The organism is Streptomyces sp. NPDC048211 (assembly GCF_043202315.1).
In the GTDB taxonomy this organism is placed as follows: domain Bacteria; phylum Actinomycetota; class Actinomycetes; order Streptomycetales; family Streptomycetaceae; genus Streptomyces.
On sequence record NZ_JBIDAD010000001.1, the window covers coordinates 327,027 to 344,773 of the forward strand.

The window sequence follows — 17,747 nt, forward strand, 5'->3', positions numbered from 1 at the left end:
GACTCAAAGTCACCTGCCGGAAATTAGCGACTGACCCAAGAATCCCTTATGTTGGAAGGGTGATCGAAGCCCGTCATCTCCGAGTCCTGCGCGCCGTGGCCGGCACCGGCTCCTTCTCCGCCGCCGCCCGCGAGCTGGGCTGCACCCAGCCCGCCGTGAGCCAGCAGATGAAGGCGCTGGAGTCCTCGGCCGGCACCACGCTGCTCATCCGCACGGGGCGCGAGATGCGGCTGACGCAGGCCGGTGAGGCCCTCGTGCGCCATGCCTCGGGCATCCTCGCCGGGCTCACCGCCGCCGAGGAGGAGGTCGCCGCGATCGCCGGGCTCCGGGCCGGACGGGTCCGGCTCGTCTCCTTCCCCAGCGGCAGCTCCAGCCTGGTCCCGGGTGCCCTCGCGGCACTCCGGGCCGCCCATCCCGGCACCAGGGTCTCCCTGGTCGAGGCCGAGCCGCCCCGCTCGGTGGAGATGCTGCGCGACGGCGACTGCGACATCGCGCTGGCCTTCCGTTACGGCACGCCGGGCGCCGAGTGGGACGACCTGGTGGTGCGCCCGCTGCTGACCGACCGGCTGATCGGCCTGGTTCCCGAGGGCCACGCACTCGCGGACCGGGCCGAGGTGGGCATCGGTGAGCTCGCCGGCGAACCGTGGATCGCCGGCTGCCCGCGCTGCCGCAGGCAGCTGGTGGAGGTCTGCGAGGCGTCCGGCTTCACTCCGCGGATCGACTTCGCCACCGACGACTACCCGGCGGTGATCGGCCTGGTCGGCGCGGGTCTCGGCGTGGCCGTCCTGCCGGCGCTGGCCGTCGAGTCGGTACGTCCCAGGGGCGCCCGGACCGTCGGCGTGGAGCCGGCCATCGAGCGCGAGATCGTCGCGCTGACCCTGCCCGACCTCGCGCAGGTCCCGGCCGTGGCGGCCACCCTGGACCAGCTGTCGCTGGCGGCCGCCCGCTGAGCGGCCTGCGTGGGTCCACGGGCCCGGGCGGGGTGGACCGTACGACCGCGGCCTGAGTGAAGAAGCGTTTCTGCCCTGATGGGGTGCGGGTGGGTCAGCCGTGTCCCGGCGGCGACGAAGGTGCCGCCGCGCTGATCAGCCGGCTCCTGGCCCGGCCCATGAGCTCCTCGCGCTCGTCTTCTGTCAGCCCTCCCCACACTCCGTAGGGCTCGCGTACCGCCAGCGCGTGAGCGGCGCACTCGGCGCGTACCGGGCATCGCATGCAGACCTCTTTCGCGGAGGTCTCGCGGGCGCTCCTGGCTGCTCCGCGTTCCCCCTCGGGATGGAAGAACAGTGAGCTGTCGACCCCTCGGCAGGCCGCCAGCAGCTGCCAGTCCCACAGATCGGCGTTGGGTCCGGGAAGGCGGGAGAAATCTGCCATTGCTTGTCCCCTCGAAACCATGCTGAGTCGGAAACGTCGTGGTCGTCCGTCGTACCGTGCCCATGACCGTACATCTACGGTGTTAGTAGATGTAAATATGACTGATTGCGAATCTAGCCACAGACACCAGCAAAAGGGAAGAAAACCCGCTAAATGGGGCATAAGTTCCTGGAATGGTTCGGTTGACGGCTGGACGACCTCGTGGCGCTCTCCTCCGTACTCGGCCCCTCACGTAGAGTGCCGAACTCGGCCGTCCGGGCCGTAACTCTTTCGAGTGACCATCGTTGAGAGTGCGGAGGCGGTTGGCAGAGAAAGCGATCGGGCAGGTGTCCGAGAGCGTCAACCGCACAGGTGACGACTTGTAACAGCCTGGAGGCTCAAGGTGACGCGCATCAGCTTCGGAGGGCGGTCATGACATCCGTTCTCGTCTGCGACGATTCCCCGCTTGCCCGAGAAGCGCTCCGTCGTGCGGTCGCGACCGTGCCCGGCGTCGAGCGGGTGACGACGGCTGCCAACGGGGAGGAAGTCCTCCGCCGCTGGGGTGCCGACCGTTCGGATCTGATTCTGATGGACGTACGCATGCCCGGTCTGGGGGGTGTGGAGACCGTCCGCCGGCTGCTCTCCGCCGACCCCGGGGCGCGGATCATCATGCTGACCGTCGCCGAGGACCTGGACGGTGTCGCGCTCGCGGTCGCCGCCGGGGCCCGCGGATATCTGCACAAGGACGCCTCCCGGGCGGAGCTCCGGGCGACCGTCACCCAGGCCCTGGCCGATCCGACGTGGCGGCTCGCCCCGCGGCGGCTGCGCTCGGCCGAGATGGGTGCGGCGCCCACGCTCACCGCTCGTGAGATCCAGGTGCTCGAAGGGATGAGCCACGGCCGCTCCAACGCGGAGATCGGCCGGGAGCTGTTCCTCTCCGAGGACACGGTGAAGACGCACGCCAGGCGCCTGTTCAAGAAGCTCGGCGCCTCGGACCGCGCGCACGCGGTGGCGCTCGGATTCCGCTGGGGGCTGGTCCGCTGAGGGCCGGCCGCCGACATCCACTCCCCGTCCGCTCGTGGGCGGACGGGGCGACCCCGGGTGAGGGGTGCGGTGCCGGGTCGCCTCCCCGGACGCGACCTGCTCGTACCCCGCCCGTGCAGCCCGCCGCCCCGGCGGCATGTGACGCTTCCCGGCCGATGACGCATCCTTGAGACGTGGAGTTCCTCGGGAACGATTCGGTCGAGCGGAAGGGGAGGGCGCAGGACATGACTTCCGGCGCACCCGCTCATAACGCTTCGGTGCACAACTACGGACGCGGTGCCGCGGATGATGCGGCGCCGGGGCACCATGGTTCGATGCGCGAGGAAGGAACGACGGTGATCGGTGCCCTGGTGCATCGTGCCGTCGAGGGCGACGCGCAGGCCACCCATGATCTGCTGGCCCACGTCCACCCCCTCGCGCTGCGCTACTGCAGGTCCCGGCTGAACCGGCTGCCCGGTGATGCCCGTCACTTCGTGGAGGACCTGGCGCAGGAGGTCTGTGTCGCGGTGCTGATGGCGCTGCCGCGGTACAAGGACACCGGCAGGCCCTTCGAAGCCTTCGTCTTCGCCATCGCCGGGCACAAGGTCGCCGATCTCCAGCGGGCCGCGATGCGGCACCCGGGATCGACCGCGGTGCCCTCCGACGAGATGCCCGAGCGGCCGGACGATTCACTCGGGCCCGAGGAGCGGGCGCTCCTCAGCAGCGATGCCGCCTGGGCCAAGAAGCTTCTCGCCAACCTTCCGGAGAACCAGCGGGAACTGCTGGTCCTGCGGGTGGCCGTCGGGCTCACCGCCGAGGAGACCGGACAGATGCTCGGCATGTCGCCGGGTGCCGTCCGGGTCGCCCAGCACCGTGCCCTGAGCCGGCTGCGGGCCCTCGCGGAACAGTGAGCCCGGCCTGGGGCGTCGCGGAATGGTGCCGTAGGAAGCTACAGAACCTCCCGGTGATCTTGTTCATGGAATGAGACACCCCCGGAGGCCGTTAGCATGGACATCCGCACCGATCAAGGCCATTTGGGGAAGGTGTCATGACTGCAAACGTCGACGGAGTGCCCGAGAAATTCGCGACGCTCGGGCTGACATACGACGACGTGCTGCTGCTGCCGGGCGCATCTGAAGTGCTGCCCAACGCGGTCGACACCTCGACGCTCATCTCGCGGAACGTACGGGTGAACATCCCGCTGCTGTCCGCCGCCATGGACAAGGTGACCGAGGCGCGTATGGCCATCGCCATGGCCCGTCAGGGCGGCGTCGGCGTACTGCACCGCAATCTCTCGGTCGAGGACCAGGTCAACCAGGTCGACCTGGTGAAGCGGTCCGAGTCCGGCATGGTCAGCGACCCGATCACGGTCAGCCCGGACGCCACGCTCGGCGAGGCCGACGCGCTCTGTGCCAAGTTCCGCATCAGCGGCGTCCCGGTCACCGACCCGGCGGGCAAGCTGCTCGGCATCGTCACCAACCGCGACATGGCCTTCGAGTCGGACCGCTCGCGCCAGGTGCGCGAGGTCATGACGCCGATGCCGCTGGTCACCGGCCGGGTCGGCATCTCCGGCGTGGACGCCATGGAGCTGCTGCGCCGCCACAAGATCGAGAAGCTTCCGCTGGTCGACGAGGCGGGCATCCTCAAGGGCCTCATCACGGTCAAGGACTTCAAGAAGGCCGAGCAGTACCCGAACGCGGCCAAGGACGCCGAGGGCCGCCTGCTCGTCGGCGCGGCCGTCGGCGCCAGCCCGGAGGCGCTGGACCGCGCCCAGGCGCTGGCCGGGGCCGGGGTGGACTTCCTGATCGTCGACACCTCGCACGGCCACAACAGCAACGCCCTCAACTGGATGGCGAAGATCAAGTCGGCCGTGAACGTGGACGTCATCGGCGGCAACGTCGCGACCCGCGACGGCGCCCAGGCCCTGGTCGACGCCGGCGTGGACGGCGTCAAGGTCGGGGTCGGACCCGGTTCGATCTGTACCACCCGCGTGGTCGCCGGCATCGGCGTCCCGCAGGTCACCGCGATCTACGAGGCCGCCCTCGCGGCCCGTGCGGCGGGCGTCCCGGTCATCGGCGACGGCGGCCTCCAGTACTCCGGCGACATCGGCAAGGCGCTCGCCGCCGGTGCCGACAGCGTGATGCTGGGCTCCCTGCTGGCCGGCTGCGAGGAGTCGCCCGGCGAGCTCCTCTTCATCAACGGCAAGCAGTTCAAGTCGTACCGCGGCATGGGTTCGCTCGGCGCGATGCAGTCCCGCGGACAGGGCCGCTCGTACTCGAAGGACCGCTACTTCCAGGCCGAGGTGTCCTCCGACGACAAGCTCGTCCCCGAGGGCATCGAGGGCCAGGTGCCCTACCGCGGCCCGCTGGCCAACGTGCTGCACCAGCTCGTCGGCGGTCTCCGCCAGACGATGGGCTACGTGGGCGCGGCCTCCGTCGACGAGATGGAGAGCAAGGGCCGTTTCGTACGGATCACCTCGGCGGGTCTCAAGGAGAGCCACCCGCACGACATCCAGATGACGGTCGAAGCACCGAACTACAGCAGGAAGTAACGCGACAGCGCAGGTGAGGGGCGGTCCGGGGTTCCCGGAACCGCCCCTCCCCCATGTGTCGGGGATACTGGACAGCGCAGACGTAGAGGGAAAGGCCACACCATCGTGACTGAGATCGAGATCGGGCGCGGCAAGCGCGGCCGCCGGGCATACGCATTCGACGACATCGCCGTCGTCCCGAGCCGCCGGACCCGCGACCCGAAGGAGGTCTCGATCGCCTGGCAGATCGATGCCTACCGCTTCGAGCTGCCGTTCCTGGCCGCTCCCATGGACTCCGTCGTCTCCCCGCAGCACGCCATCCGCATCGGCGAGCTCGGCGGCCTTGGCGTGCTCAACCTGGAAGGCCTGTGGACCCGGCACGCCGACCCGCAGCCGCTCCTCGACGAGATCGCCGAGATGCCGGTCGAGTCCGCGACCCGCCGGCTCCAGGAGATCTACTCCGCCCCCATCCAGGAGGAGCTGATCGGGCAGCGCATCAAGGAGGTGCGCGACTCCGGTGTCGTCACCGCCGCCGCGCTCTCCCCGCAGCGCACCGCCCAGTTCTCCAAGGCCGTCGTCGACGCGGGCGTGGACATCTTCGTCATCCGCGGTACGACGGTCTCCGCCGAGCACGTCTCGGGCGCGGCCGAGCCGCTGAACCTGAAGCAGTTCATCTACGAGCTGGACGTCCCGGTCATCGTCGGCGGCTGCGCCACGTACACCGCGGCCCTCCACCTGATGCGTACGGGCGCGGCCGGTGTCCTCGTCGGCTTCGGCGGCGGCGCCGCGCACACCACGCGCAACGTCTTCGGCATCCAGGTCCCGATGGCGACCGCGGTCGCCGATGTGGCCGGTGCCCGCCGCGACTACATGGACGAGTCCGGCGGCCGGTACGTGCACGTGATCGCGGACGGCGGCGTCGGCTGGTCCGGCGACCTGCCGAAGGCCATCGCCTGCGGTGCGGACGCCGTGATGATGGGCTCCCCGCTCGCCCGCGCGACGGACGCGCCGGGCCGCGGCCGCCACTGGGGCATGGAGGCCGTCCACGAGGACGTGCCGCGCGGCAAGCTGGTCGACCTGGGCTCCGTCGGCACGACGGAGGAGGTCCTCACCGGTCCTTCGCACACCCCCGACGGCTCGATGAACATCTTCGGCGCGCTGCGCCGGGCGATGGCGACGACGGGGTACAGCGACCTCAAGGAGTTCCAGCGCGTCGAGGTCACGGTGGCGGACTCGCAGCACCGGCGCTGAGTGCACGGAGCATGACCGGAGGGCCCGGACCGCGATCGCGGTCCGGGCCCTCCGGTGTGTGCGGTCCGCTACTAGTCGGACGTCTTCTTGGCCGTGGAGAACGCGACCGCGGCGGCGACCAGGAAGAAGATGACGCTGACGAAGTCGGAGTCTTCCTTCCACACCGTGTTCAGGTCGCTGAAGTGGTCGAAGAAGATCTCGGTGACCGAGAGCGGGAGCTGCTTGCTGATGATGATCGCTTCACCGAGCAGCTGGCCGAAGTACACGCCGATCAGCGCGAAGACACCGCTGATGACCGGCAGGGCGGGGTTGCGGCCGCCGAGCTTGCCGGCGGCGAAGCCGACGATGGCGCCGACGCCCACGGCCGCGTAGCCGATCTCGTGCTTCGTGGCGCCGATGATCGCACCGTAGATACCGGCCGCGACGAGGGCTGCGACGAACGCGACGAGTATGCCGAGGCCCACGTTGTTGCGCGCCGGTGCCACCGGAGCGAACGGTGCGCCGCCGCCGAAGGGGGCGCCGACGGGCTGCTGGCCCGGGAACGGGGCGCCGGGCTGGGGCTGGCCGGGCTGCGCGGCGTACGGGTTGCCGGGCTGGGGCTGGGCGTCGTACGGCTGGTTCGGCGGTGGTACGGGCGTGCTCATGGTGGGTTCCCCCTGGGATGTGGCGCACGGATGTGCGATGAGTGACGCCGCAGGCTAGCAGTCGGTTCCGACATTGACCCACTGGAATCCTTGGGGGGACTGAGCGGAGAGCGGGTTCAGAGCCGGTGCGCGGCCCCCGCCGGGGTGGCGCCGCGGGTGTCCAGGAGGAGCTGCGCCTTCACGGCGAGGCCCTGGAGGTCGTAGGTGCGGTGGTGCTGGAGCAGCACCGTCAGATCGGCGCTGGAGGCCGCCTCGTACAGCGAATCGGCACGGGGGACCGGGAGTTCGCGTACGCGCCAGTCCAGGACGTGCGGATCGTGGTAGCCGATCTGGGCCCCCATGTCCATCAGTCGGCCGGCGATCTCGCGGGCGGGAGAGGCCTCCTGGTCGGCGAGGTCCGGTTTGTAGGTGACGCCGAGGAGGAGGACCCGGGCACCGCGGACGGACTTGCCGTGCTCGTTGAGGAGGGTGGCGCAGCGCTGGATCACGTACTGCGGCATCCGGTCGTTGATCTCCTGCGCGAGCGAGACCATCCGCAGCGGGTGCCCGGGGGTGCGGCTGTTGTACGGGAGGTAGCCCGGGTCGACCGGGACACCGTGGCCGCCGACGCCGGGGCCGGGGCGGAACGGCTGGAAGCCGAAGGGCTTGGTCTCGGCGCACCGGATGACGTCCCAGAGGTCGACGCCGAGGTCGTGGCAGAGCACGGCCATCTCGTTGACCAGGGCGATGTTGACGTGCCGGAAGTTGGTCTCCAGGACCTTCGTCATCTCGGCCTCGCGCGGGCCGCGGGCGCGGACGACCTTGTCGGTGAGCCGGCCGTAGAAGGCGGCGGCCGACTCGGTGCAGGCGGGGGTGAGGCCGCCGATGACCTTGGGGGTGTTGGCGTAGACGTGGGTGCGGTTGCCCGGGTCGAGCCGGGTGGGGGAGTAGGCGAGGTGGAAGTCGCGTCCGCCGCGCAGCCCCGAGCCCTGTTCGAGGAGGGGGAGCAGGAAGTTCTCGGTGGTGCCGGGGGGGACGGACGACTCCAGCAGCACGGTGGTGTGCGGGCGCAGCCGTGCGGCCAGCGCGCGGGCCGCGTCGCCCACGGCGGTGAGGTCGAGGACGCGGTCGGGGCCCAGGGGGGTGGGCGCGCAGATCACGGCGGTACGGACGCGGCCCAGCTCGGCCTGGTTGGTGGTGGGGCGGAAGCCCCCGGAGAGCATGCGGCGGATGTCGGACGCGGTGAGCGATCCCTCGACGGGGGTGCGGCCCGCGGTGAGCTCCGCGAAGGCCCGCGGGTCCGTGTCGTAGCCGATGGTCTGGATACCGGCGGCGACGGCGGCTTGGGCGAGGGGCAGGCCGAGGTGACCGAGTCCGATGACGGCGAGGTCTGCAGGCACGTGGGTGGCCGTCCTTCCCTGAGTCCGACCGGCACATGAGGGGTGGCGTCGCGGGGCCGGGTGCGCGCATCCGCGGCGTCGTCGGCGATCACCATGGCTCCTGCCAGGTCTCGATCCTCCGCCTTGCGGCTGCTCACACGCGGGCCCGCTCCTTCTTCCACCCCTCATGTGCCGGTCGGTCTCGGACCATGAGGAGAGAAAGCGCAACTGCTGGGGACAGCGCAATGTCAGACTAGGCGTAAATATGACCTATATGTCGCATTGTGTGGCCCTCGTCGTCCGGGTGTTGTCCACAGGCGGTGGCTGAAGTCGCGGAGCGCGGACAGAATCGAGACGTGGGCACGGGCATCCGACCCCGCGGTCGGACCGCATCCCCCGTGCCTGACCACCCCGATCTACCGGGAGGCAGCAGTGAGGACAGCGACACTGGGACCTGCGCAGCGTGCCGAGGCGCTCGCCGCGATGGCCGAGCGCGAACTGGACGTGCTGGTCGTGGGGGCGGGCGTGGTCGGCGCCGGGACGGCGCTCGACGCGGTGACGAGAGGGCTCTCGACCGGACTGGTCGAGGCGCGCGACTGGGCGTCCGGCACGTCGAGCAGGTCGAGCAAGCTGATCCACGGCGGGCTGCGCTATCTGGAGATGCTCGACTTCGCGCTCGTCCGCGAGGCGCTGAAGGAGCGCGGACTGCTGCTGGAGCGGCTGGCGCCGCACCTGGTGAAGCCGGTGCCGTTCCTCTATCCGTTGCAGCACAAGGGCTGGGAGCGGCTGTACGCCGGTTCGGGCGTCGCGCTGTACGACGCGATGTCGGTATCGTCCGGGCACGGCCGCGGACTGCCCGTGCACCGGCACCTCTCCCGCCGCCAGGCCCTGCGGGTCGCGCCCGCGCTCAAGCGCGACGCCCTGGTGGGGGCCCTGCAGTACTACGACGCCCAGATGGACGACGCCCGCTATGTGGCGACGCTGGTGCGCACCGCCGCCGGGTACGGGGCGCAGGTGGCGAACCGGGCGCGCGTGATCGGCTTCCTCCGGGAGGGCGAGCGCGTCGTCGGCGCCCGGGTGGAGGACGTCGAGGCGGGTGACACGTACGAGGTCAGGGCCAAACAGGTGGTCAACGCCACCGGCGTCTGGACGGATGACACCCAGGCGCTGATCGGCGAGCGCGGACAGTTCCACGTCCGGGCGTCCAAGGGCATCCACCTGGTCGTCCCGAAGGACCGCATCCACTCCTCCACGGGCCTGATCCTGCGGACCGAGAAGTCCGTGCTCTTCGTCATCCCCTGGGGGCGGCACTGGATCGTCGGGACGACGGACACCGACTGGGACCTGGACAAGGCGCATCCGGCGGCGTCGAGCGCGGACATCGACTACCTCCTCGAACACGTCAACTCGGTGCTGTCCACCCCGCTGACCAGGGATGACGTCGAGGGCGTCTATGCGGGTCTGCGGCCGCTGCTGGCCGGTGAGTCGGACGCGACCAGCAAGCTGTCGCGCGAGCACACGGTGGCGCATCCGCTGCCGGGCCTGGTCGTCGTCGCGGGCGGGAAGTACACGACGTACCGGGTGATGGCCAAGGACGCCGTCGACGAGGCCGTGCACGGCCTCGACCAGCGGGTGGCCGAGTGCGTCACGGAGGACATTCCGCTGCTGGGCGCCGAGGGCTACCGCGCCCTGTGGAACGCGCGGGCCAGGATCGCCGCCCGGACCGGCCTCCACGTCGCCCGGGTGGAGCACCTGCTGAACCGGTACGGCTCCATGACCGAGGAGATCCTGGAACTGATCGTCGCCGATCCGGTGATGGGCGAGCCGCTGCCGTCCGCCGACGACTACCTGAAGGCCGAGATCGTGTACGCGGCCTCGCACGAGGGGGCCCGTCACCTCGACGACGTACTGACCCGGCGCACCCGGATCTCCATCGAGACCTTCGACCGGGGCACGCGCTCCGCCCGGCTGTGCGCGGAGCTGATGGCGCGGGTGCTCGGCTGGGACAAGGGCCGGATCGACCGCGAGGTCGCGCACTACGAGAAGCGGGTGGAGGCGGAACGGGAGTCGCAGCGCCAGCCCGACGACCTGACGGCGGACGCGGCACGGCTGGGCGCGCCGGACATCGTGCCCATTTAGGGCCTGTTGTTCGGATCGTGCCGGGTCTGCCGGGCGATCAACGGCTTGATGCCGCGCTTCCACTGCAGGCGCCGGTACTTGTCGAAGTCGTAGCCCCGGTTGGCATACAGGTATCGCGGCTTGCGGCGCGGTCGTCCTCGCAGCCCCCGGATCGGCGGGACCGCGTCAAGCAGCGGCAGCAGCGGGGTGACGTCGTGACGGTTGCCATCGGTGAGCGTGACAGCGAGCGGGATTCCGCGCCGGTCGACTATCAGGTGGTGCTTGGAGCCGGAACGGGCGCAATCGCCCGGGGTGGCGGCGCCGCCGCTCAGGAGCGGGTGGCAGGAGCGGAGCCACACGCTCCCACAGGTCGTCCGGAACAAGACCAGCACGCACCCGGACACCCCTGCCCACCAAGATCGCTAGACGTAGGACCCGCGGTTCAACTCATTCTGAAACGATCAGTAAGTCCATCGCAGCGCATCGTGCCAATCCAGGTAAGGCAGGGAATTCAGCTCAAGTGTGTGCCCTCCGCCCTCAGGGGTAGACGATGATCGTCGTCCTGACATGGTGTCACTTCACATGGCAAAGTCTGCTGCCGTACGGGTGGGCGGGGTGCGGGGCTTCGTCCGGTGCCCGGACCGCGGCATGCCTCGATCCCTCGCGTGCGGGACTCGCGGCGACGGAGGGGTGCCCCGTGTCGGGGGCGCCCGGAGCCGCGGGCTCCGGGCCTTCCGGGACGACCGGAGCCCAGAGCGGCTATCGGTGAAAGGCAGGACAGGTGATGTCGAAGAAGGCTCAGCAGCAGCGGAGTTCGAGGTGGGGGGACCTCCGCACATGGATGGCGAATGGCAGCTGGGAGACGAGCGACGGCTGGGGGCTGACCGGGACCTGGCGGATGGAGGGTGCGGAGGGCTCCTGGGACGTGGCGCGGTACATGCCCGGGGAGCGAGGCGCGGAAGCGACTGCTGCGGTTCAGCGGCCCCCGGCTCGATCCGCTGCCGGCGCCGGTGAGGAGGCGTCCGTACCGGCCGGCGGCCGCCCGTTCGACCTCGACCGGTGGCAGCGCCGGCTGGACGAACTGCGCGAGAAGTACGACGTGCCGGGCGCGGGTCTCGCCGTCGCGGTCGGCGGAGAGGTGCACGAGCTGGCCAGCGGATTACTGAACCTGCAGACGGAGGTGGAAACCACCACCGACTCCGTGTTCCAACTGGGCTCGATCGCCAAGGTGTACACGGCCGTCCTGGTCATGCAACTGGCGGAGTCCGGTGATCTGGACCTCGACGTCCCCGTGGTCAGCGTCCTGCCGGAGTTCGCCACCGTCGATCCCGCGGCCACCGAGGTCATCACCACTCGGATGCTCCTCTCCCACACGAGTGGGCTGACGTGCGACTTCCACATCGACACCGGGCGCGGCGACGACAGTCTGGCCAAGTACGTGGAGGCCGCCCGGGGTGTGGCGATGGACTGCCCGCCGGGCACGGCCGTGTCGTACAGCGGCATCGGCTACGTGGTGCTCGGCCGGATCGTCGAGGTGCTGACGGGCACGACCTGGGACCAGGCGCTCAAGGACCGGCTGCTCGTCCCGCTCGGCCTCACCCACACCATGACGCTTCCCGAGGAAGTCCTGCCGTTCCGCGCGGCCATGGGTCACCTCGCCGGCCCGGACGGTACGCAGGGCCTCGCTCCGGCCTGGGATCTGATGCCGCGCGCCGTCGGTCCCGCCGCCCGTGTCTGCGCCACCGCCGGTGACCTCGCCCGCTTCGCCCGGCTGCACCTGGACGGCGGCAGGGCGGCGGACGGCACCCGGGTCCTCGGCTCCGGCTCGGTGGAGGCGATGCAGCGGCGCGAGACGGACGTGCCCGACAAGTGGACGGTGAGTGCTGACGGCTGGGGCCTGGGCTGGACCCTGTACGACTGGGACGGCGTGCCGGGCTTCGGCCACGACGGCGCCTCCATCGGCCAGTACTCCTACCTGCGCGTGGTGCCCGGCGCGGGTGTCGCCGTCGCCCTCCTGACCAACGGGGGCGGCTCCCGCCTCCTCTACGCCGACCTGCTGCGCGAGGTCCTCGCCGATCACGCGGGTGTGCGCATGCCGGCCCCCTTCGCCCCCCCGGAGCACCCGCCGGCCGTCGACATCACCCCGTGGGCCGGCACGTACAAGCGCGAGGGCGTCCTCATCACCGTCTCCGAGAGGGACGGCAGGCCTCACCTGGTCTATGCCTTCGTCGACGGGATGGTCGGCTACTCCCCTGACCTCGAGATGGAGCTGGTCCCGCTGTCCGACACGGTGTTCGCGGGCTCGGGCGGCGGCGCGTCCTTCGCCGAGGACTGGATGCCGGTCGTCTTCTCCACCCTCCGCGACGGCACGAAGTGCGCGTACATCGGGATGCGGGCGGCACCGAAGACCGCGTAGGACGGCCGGGGGAACGCGCGGCAGCCGTGCCCGCACACGCCCCGCAACGCCGCGGCGGACCGGGGAGGAAGATGCGCTCGTCCTTCCCGGCCCGCCGACGGTCAGCCGTGCGTCACTCGCCCGCCGTCACGCGCCTCTCCGGCTCCGCGGCCGGACGGATCCGGAACCGCCGGAGCACCGGCCGCTCGACGAACGTGTACGACAGCCACCCGGCCAGTACCGACAGCCCCACCACGAACGGCAGCAGAGCGAAGTACGCCCCCGTCCCGAGTTGGGCGAACTCGCTGTCCATCAGGTACCAGACGGTTACCTGCATGACGATCAGGTGCCACAGGAACGTCCCGCAGGAGTTCCGTCCGAGCCACACCATCCTCCGCCGGGACAGCAACCGCTCCGGCCCGTTGCCCCGCGCCAGCACCACCGGCGCAGCGAGCCCTACGGCGACCGCCATGTGGCAGACGTATTTGAACGCGGCCTCCTCCTTCATGAGCACTGCCGAGTCGATGCTGCCCGCCCAGTCCGTGTTGGACAGCGCGAACGCCGCGAACGCAGCACCCCAGAAGGCCCACGGGTATCTGCGTACGAACCCGACGAACGCCGTCGGCGGCCCGCTCCGGGCCTTCGCGGCCGCCAGCGCGAGCAGCATCCCCGCCGCCAGGAACCCGAGGTAGCCGCGCAGCCACCACAGGGACGGCGGCCCCAGCGGGCTCGACGGGCTGGTGGCGACGAGCCAGGTGAAGTCGGCGACGATCACGGCGCCGAGCAGGGCCCCGGCGAGCCTCGCGCTCTTCGCCGAGCGCACCGCCTTGTGCAGCACGACCGCCACCACCGGCAGTGCGAGGTAGAAGTGCACCTCGGTGGCGAGGCTCCAGGTCTGCGCCCAGTTGGTCGGGCTCGGATCGGTGCGCAGATCTGCCCAGTTCTGCACGTGCTGGGCGGTCAGCAGCCGCACGGTGCGCCAGAAGTCGCCCAGCTGCTCCCGGTTGAAGACCACCAGCGCGGTGACCATGAGAAGCCAGTACGCGGGGAACACCCGCAGGACGCGGTGCCAGTAGTAGTGCAGGGCGTTGGGCTGCTTGCGTCCATCGATCGCGGCGTCGGCCCAGGGCCGGTAGAGCAGGTAGCCGCTGATGATCAGGAAGATCGGGATCGCCGCCAGGAAGCCCGTCATCACCGGGGCGAAGGGCCCCGCCTTGCCGGTCTCGTCAATGAGCGAGCCGGTCCACTGGGCGAGGTGCACGAGGAGCACCATCAGCGTTGCGATCGCACGCAGTCCGTCCACGGCCGGCTCGAAGGCCCGCTCGGACTGCACGAGGGGCTTCTCGGTGCCGATCACGGCGTGGGCCGGCGGCGCCGGCGAGGGTCTGCCCAGGAATGTGGTCATGGCGATGGGCCTCTCGTTCGTCGGAGGGGTGGCGTCACGTTCCGGGAAGGTAACAAACCGCCTCGGCGGTTTCTAGATTGACGGAAAGCGACCACTTTGCCTCCGCTTCCGTCGACCGTCCCTCCGCGCAGCCTGACCTGGTGCGATCGCGAAAGATCTCAATTCCGCACGTCACCGCGGCGTTCAAGTGTCCGCCGCGCACACTTGCCAGCCACCCTCCGCAAACAAAACAATCGGAACGGTTTCGTTGTGCTGGCGCGTTCTCAAAGGGTCTCCGTGTACAGCTCATGATCCACGCCCGTCTCCCCGGGCCCGGCCCGGAACCGCCCGTCTCGGGCCCGGGCGCCTCTCGTTCCGGCGCACTCGGCGCGCGCCCCGAACCCGCCGCGCACCAGTGGACGAGGTGGCGTGACGGGTCGGGACGGCCCGGCGGAGGCGGGACGCGGTGCGCCGCCGGCCCGGTGGTGCCGGGCATCTCCCCTCGGCACCACCGGGCCGCAGCCGGCTGCGGCTTCGAGGCGAACGCGGATTCAGAAGCACCGGCGAGGACGCCGGACACTGATCCGCGCCGACTCCGGAGGGGGCACCCACGAGTTCGTCGCCCGGCTCGCCCAGTGCGGAAGGTGGCTGTCGTACTCGGTCGGCATGACCATCACCGATGCCGTCCACCAGGCCGTCCTCAAGGTCCAGGCCATCGCGTGGACGGCGGCGATCGAGCCGGGCGGCGAGATCCGGGGCGGAGCCCGGGTCGCCGAGATCGCCGGCGACTGTCTCAAGGGCTGGCCGAAGGGAATGCGGCTGATCGTCCGCAAGGAACGGTCCCGCCCAGGAGTCCAGTTGCGGATCACGGACGCCGACGGCCTGCGGCTGACCTGCTTCGCCAACACCGCCGACATGCCGATCGCAGCCCTGGAGCTGCGACACCGCCGGCGGGCCCGGGCCGAGGACCGCATACGGGCAGTGCGGGCCACCGGCCTGCGCAACCTGCCCCTGCGCGACACCGCGCAGAACCGGAAACGGCTGGAGATCGTCCAGATCGCCCTCGATCTGCTCGCATGGATGCCCATGCTCGCTCTGACGGGCGAAACCCGCAGGTGGGAGCCCCGCCGCCTGAGAATCCGGCCCTTCTCCGCCGCCGCCCAGCTCGTCACCACTGCCCGCCGCCGTACCTGATATGCGCCCGCCACTGGCCCTGGGCCGACGTGATCACCGAGGCCATCATCTGGCTCGAAGCTCTCCCGAACCCGGCTGACCAGCACGTTCCCGCCCCTGCGAGCAGCACCCCCCGACCCGAGCCGTGGAACCCGGCGCCCACCCGACGCGACAGCCGGGCCATCAGCCTGCCCACCAGCCCCGACAACCGAAACGGCCAGCCGAAGAAACCGACGGACCGTCACGAAAGATCGAGGCGGAGGGAGGCGATGGCGTCCCGGGCGGTACGTCCCGGCGGGCGCGGAATGCGACGGTTCGGAACGTCGCTCCGGACGACGGGCCGTGGTAGGCAGGAGGGTGCCCGGGTGAGATGTGGTTCCCTGGGCAGGGAACGGTGGGGGCGCGGCCATGGCGCGGCGGCGCCGCGCGTACGGGCCCGGCAGGAAATCCCTTTCGCCGGCCACGTGATGAAGGTCCCCGGACCCGGCACCAGGACCGGTCCCGGGGTGAGGGACAATGAACGCTCTGCCAGGGCGGGTTGATCGCAGAGGGGACGCATGTCGGAGGCGGAGCAGGCGCGGGGGCCCCAACGGGACAAGGACGGACGTCTTCTCGCGGGGCGGTACCGGCTCGGAGAGGTGCTCGGCCGGGGCGGAATGGGCACGGTCCACCGTGCGGTCGACGAGACGCTGGGCCGCACGGTCGCGGTCAAGGAACTGCGGTTCCCGTCGGCGATCGACGACGACGAGAAGCGCCGGCTCATCACGCGCACACTGCGCGAGGCCAAGGCGATCGCCCGGATCCGCAACAACGGCGCGGTCACCGTCTACGACGTGGTCGACGAGGACGACCGCCCGTGGATCGTCATGGAACTCATCGAGGGCAAGTCGCTGGCCGAGGCGGTGCGCGAGGACGGCGTCCTGACGCCGCAGCGGGCGGCCGAGGTCGGCCTCGCCATTCTCGACGTGCTGCGCTCGGCGCACCGCGAGGGCATCCTGCACCGCGACGTGAAGCCGTCCAACGTGCTGATCTCCGAGGACGGCCGGGTCGTGCTGACCGACTTCGGGATCGCCCAGGTCGAGGGCGACCCGTCGGTCACCTCCACCGGCATGCTCGTCGGCGCCCCCTCGTACATCTCGCCGGAGCGGGCCCGCGGGCACAAGCCGGGACCGCCGGCCGACCTGTGGTCGCTCGGCGGACTGCTGTACGCGAGCGTGGAGGGCTGCCCGCCGTACGACAAGGGGTCCGCGATCGCGACCCTGACCGCCGTGATGACCGAGCCGCTCGACCCGCCGAAGAACGCGGGCCCGCTGGAAGAGGTCATCTACGGGCTGCTCGCCCGGGACCCCGAGCAGCGGCTCGACGACGCGGGTGCGCGCGCCCTGCTCAACGACGTCATCAACGCCCCGGAGAAGCCGGAGCTTGTGGTGCCGCCGCCGGCGGACGCCACCCAGGTGATGGCTCTCCCCAAGAACGTGGCCGATGCCCCGCCCAAGGCGGCGCAGAAGTCCGGTGAGACGGGCGAAGGCGCCCGGGACCGGCTGCGCGGGGCGCTGCGCTCGGCGCGCAACGCGAAGGCGGCGGGCGCGGGTCCGGCCGCGGCGGCCTCCGCCCCGGCCCGGCCGGCCAAGGCGCCCGTCACGGCCACGGCCTCCCCCTCGGGGGCCGTACCGCCGCCGCGTCCGGCCACGTCCCCGGTCACGCCGCCCCGCGCGTCCCTCACGGACGTGGTGCCGCGCCGCACGCTGGCGATCATCGCGGCCGTCATCGTGCTCGCCGTGCTCGGCACGGTCCTCGCGCTCACGCTCGGCGGGGACGACAAGGGCTCCGACGACGCGGGCAGGACCAAGGGCGGCGCGTCCGCCCCGGCCGGATCCTCCGCGGGCAGCGGTTCCGGCGGTTCCGGTGGTTCCGCCGACACGGAGCAGGGCAGCGGCAAGGAGCAGAGCCAGGGCGAGGACGCGAAGAGCGGCGGCGGCCAGGGCGCGGACGACGACGCGGACAAGGGGTCGGACGACGCGACGGAGGAGAAGCCGGACGACGCCGTGCCCGCCGGATTCCGGACGGTGGAGAACAAGCAGTTCCACTTCTCCATGGCGATGCCCGAGAACTTCCGTTTCGACAAGACGGCGGGTGCCAACTCCGGCGCCATCTACAACGTCAGCGGCGGCTTTCCCCGCATCCAGGTCGACTTCACCGACTCGCCCGGCGGCGACGCCGCCGGAGCGTGGAAGGTCGCGAGGGCCGGTGTCGCGGCCACCAGTAACGGCTACCACCACCTCGGCATAAACGAGGTCCAGTACAAGGGTTACCCGACCGTCGCCGACTGGCAGTTCGAGCGTACGCAGCAGGGCCAGCGGGTCCGGGTGATCAACCGGGGCTTCAAGGTCGACAGCGGTCACGGGTACGCGATCATGATCAGTTGCAAGGCCGACGCGTGGGACGACAAGGAGTGCCGCACGCTGCGCAAGACGGCGTTCGACACGTTCAAGCCGGTCGACTGAGGGAAGCCCGCGCGGCC

General features: G+C 70.8%; 12 protein-coding genes and 2 pseudogenes. 9 read left to right on the forward strand and 5 right to left on the reverse strand.

The window, feature by feature from the left end:
• Nucleotides 1–59: 59 nt before the first annotated feature.
• Nucleotides 60–950: a LysR family transcriptional regulator gene (locus ACGFZA_RS01600; protein ID WP_385284235.1), complete on the forward strand. Its 891-nt coding sequence runs from the start codon at nucleotides 60–62 to the stop codon at nucleotides 948–950.
• A 94-nt stretch (nucleotides 951–1,044) separates the two neighbouring features.
• Here the strand turns inward: ACGFZA_RS01600 and ACGFZA_RS01605 are convergent, their stop codons facing one another.
• Nucleotides 1,045–1,371, reverse strand: a complete 327-nt coding sequence (locus ACGFZA_RS01605) for a WhiB family transcriptional regulator (protein ID WP_385284238.1) — start codon at nucleotides 1,369–1,371, stop codon at nucleotides 1,045–1,047.
• 411 nt (nucleotides 1,372–1,782) lie between these two features.
• Between ACGFZA_RS01605 and ACGFZA_RS01610 the strand changes: the two genes are divergently transcribed.
• From ACGFZA_RS01610 to ACGFZA_RS01625, 4 genes are all read left to right on the forward strand, one after another.
• Nucleotides 1,783–2,394 (forward strand): response regulator transcription factor, encoded by a 612-nt coding sequence (locus ACGFZA_RS01610; RefSeq protein ID WP_003948568.1) that lies wholly within the window; start codon nucleotides 1,783–1,785, stop codon nucleotides 2,392–2,394.
• A gap of 314 nt (nucleotides 2,395–2,708) precedes the next feature.
• A complete protein-coding gene (locus tag ACGFZA_RS01615) occupies nucleotides 2,709–3,284 on the forward strand; it encodes a sigma-70 family RNA polymerase sigma factor (RefSeq protein WP_326738164.1) in 576 nt (191 codons plus the stop codon).
• A 137-nt stretch (nucleotides 3,285–3,421) separates the two neighbouring features.
• Nucleotides 3,422–4,924: an IMP dehydrogenase gene (gene guaB / locus ACGFZA_RS01620; RefSeq protein WP_385284241.1), complete on the forward strand. Its 1,503-nt coding sequence runs from the start codon at nucleotides 3,422–3,424 to the stop codon at nucleotides 4,922–4,924.
• Between the two features lie 105 nt (nucleotides 4,925–5,029).
• Nucleotides 5,030–6,154: a GuaB3 family IMP dehydrogenase-related protein gene (locus ACGFZA_RS01625; RefSeq protein ID WP_007453079.1), complete on the forward strand. Its 1,125-nt coding sequence runs from the start codon at nucleotides 5,030–5,032 to the stop codon at nucleotides 6,152–6,154.
• A 71-nt stretch (nucleotides 6,155–6,225) separates the two neighbouring features.
• On the opposite strand, the gene ACGFZA_RS01630 is transcribed toward ACGFZA_RS01625, so the two are convergent.
• The gene (locus ACGFZA_RS01630) at nucleotides 6,226–6,798 is read right to left on the reverse strand and encodes a hypothetical protein (RefSeq protein WP_393676420.1); all 573 of its coding nucleotides are present in this window, start codon (nucleotides 6,796–6,798) and stop codon (nucleotides 6,226–6,228) included.
• Between the two features lie 116 nt (nucleotides 6,799–6,914).
• Complete coding sequence (locus ACGFZA_RS01635) at nucleotides 6,915–8,177, reverse strand: nucleotide sugar dehydrogenase (RefSeq protein ID WP_393676422.1); 1,263 nt, start codon at nucleotides 8,175–8,177, stop codon at nucleotides 6,915–6,917.
• Between the two features lie 411 nt (nucleotides 8,178–8,588).
• Here ACGFZA_RS01635 and ACGFZA_RS01640 point away from each other — a divergent pair, with 411 nt between their 5' ends.
• Complete coding sequence (locus tag ACGFZA_RS01640) at nucleotides 8,589–10,295, forward strand: glycerol-3-phosphate dehydrogenase/oxidase (protein WP_385284251.1); 1,707 nt, start codon at nucleotides 8,589–8,591, stop codon at nucleotides 10,293–10,295.
• Nucleotides 10,296–10,321: 26 nt separating this feature from the next.
• Here ACGFZA_RS01640 and ACGFZA_RS01645 read toward each other — a convergent pair.
• Nucleotides 10,322–10,588, reverse strand: a pseudogene (locus tag ACGFZA_RS01645) (transposase); the annotation flags it as partial.
• Between the two features lie 527 nt (nucleotides 10,589–11,115).
• Between ACGFZA_RS01645 and ACGFZA_RS01650 the strand changes: the two are divergent.
• Nucleotides 11,116–12,690, forward strand: coding sequence for a serine hydrolase domain-containing protein (locus tag ACGFZA_RS01650; protein WP_393676424.1), 1,575 nt, complete (start codon nucleotides 11,116–11,118; stop codon nucleotides 12,688–12,690).
• A 112-nt stretch (nucleotides 12,691–12,802) separates the two neighbouring features.
• Here the strand turns inward: ACGFZA_RS01650 and ACGFZA_RS01655 are convergent, their stop codons facing one another.
• Complete coding sequence (locus ACGFZA_RS01655; RefSeq protein ID WP_393676426.1) at nucleotides 12,803–14,074, reverse strand: acyltransferase family protein; 1,272 nt, start codon at nucleotides 14,072–14,074, stop codon at nucleotides 12,803–12,805.
• A gap of 348 nt (nucleotides 14,075–14,422) precedes the next feature.
• Here ACGFZA_RS01655 and ACGFZA_RS01660 point away from each other — a divergent pair.
• Nucleotides 14,423–15,321 (forward strand): annotated as a pseudogene (locus ACGFZA_RS01660) (transposase); the annotation flags it as partial.
• Between the two features lie 462 nt (nucleotides 15,322–15,783).
• On the forward strand, nucleotides 15,784–17,730 hold the full coding sequence (locus ACGFZA_RS01665) for a serine/threonine-protein kinase (protein ID WP_385284260.1): 1,947 nt from the start codon (nucleotides 15,784–15,786) through the stop codon (nucleotides 17,728–17,730).
• Nucleotides 17,731–17,747 lie beyond the last annotated feature (17 nt).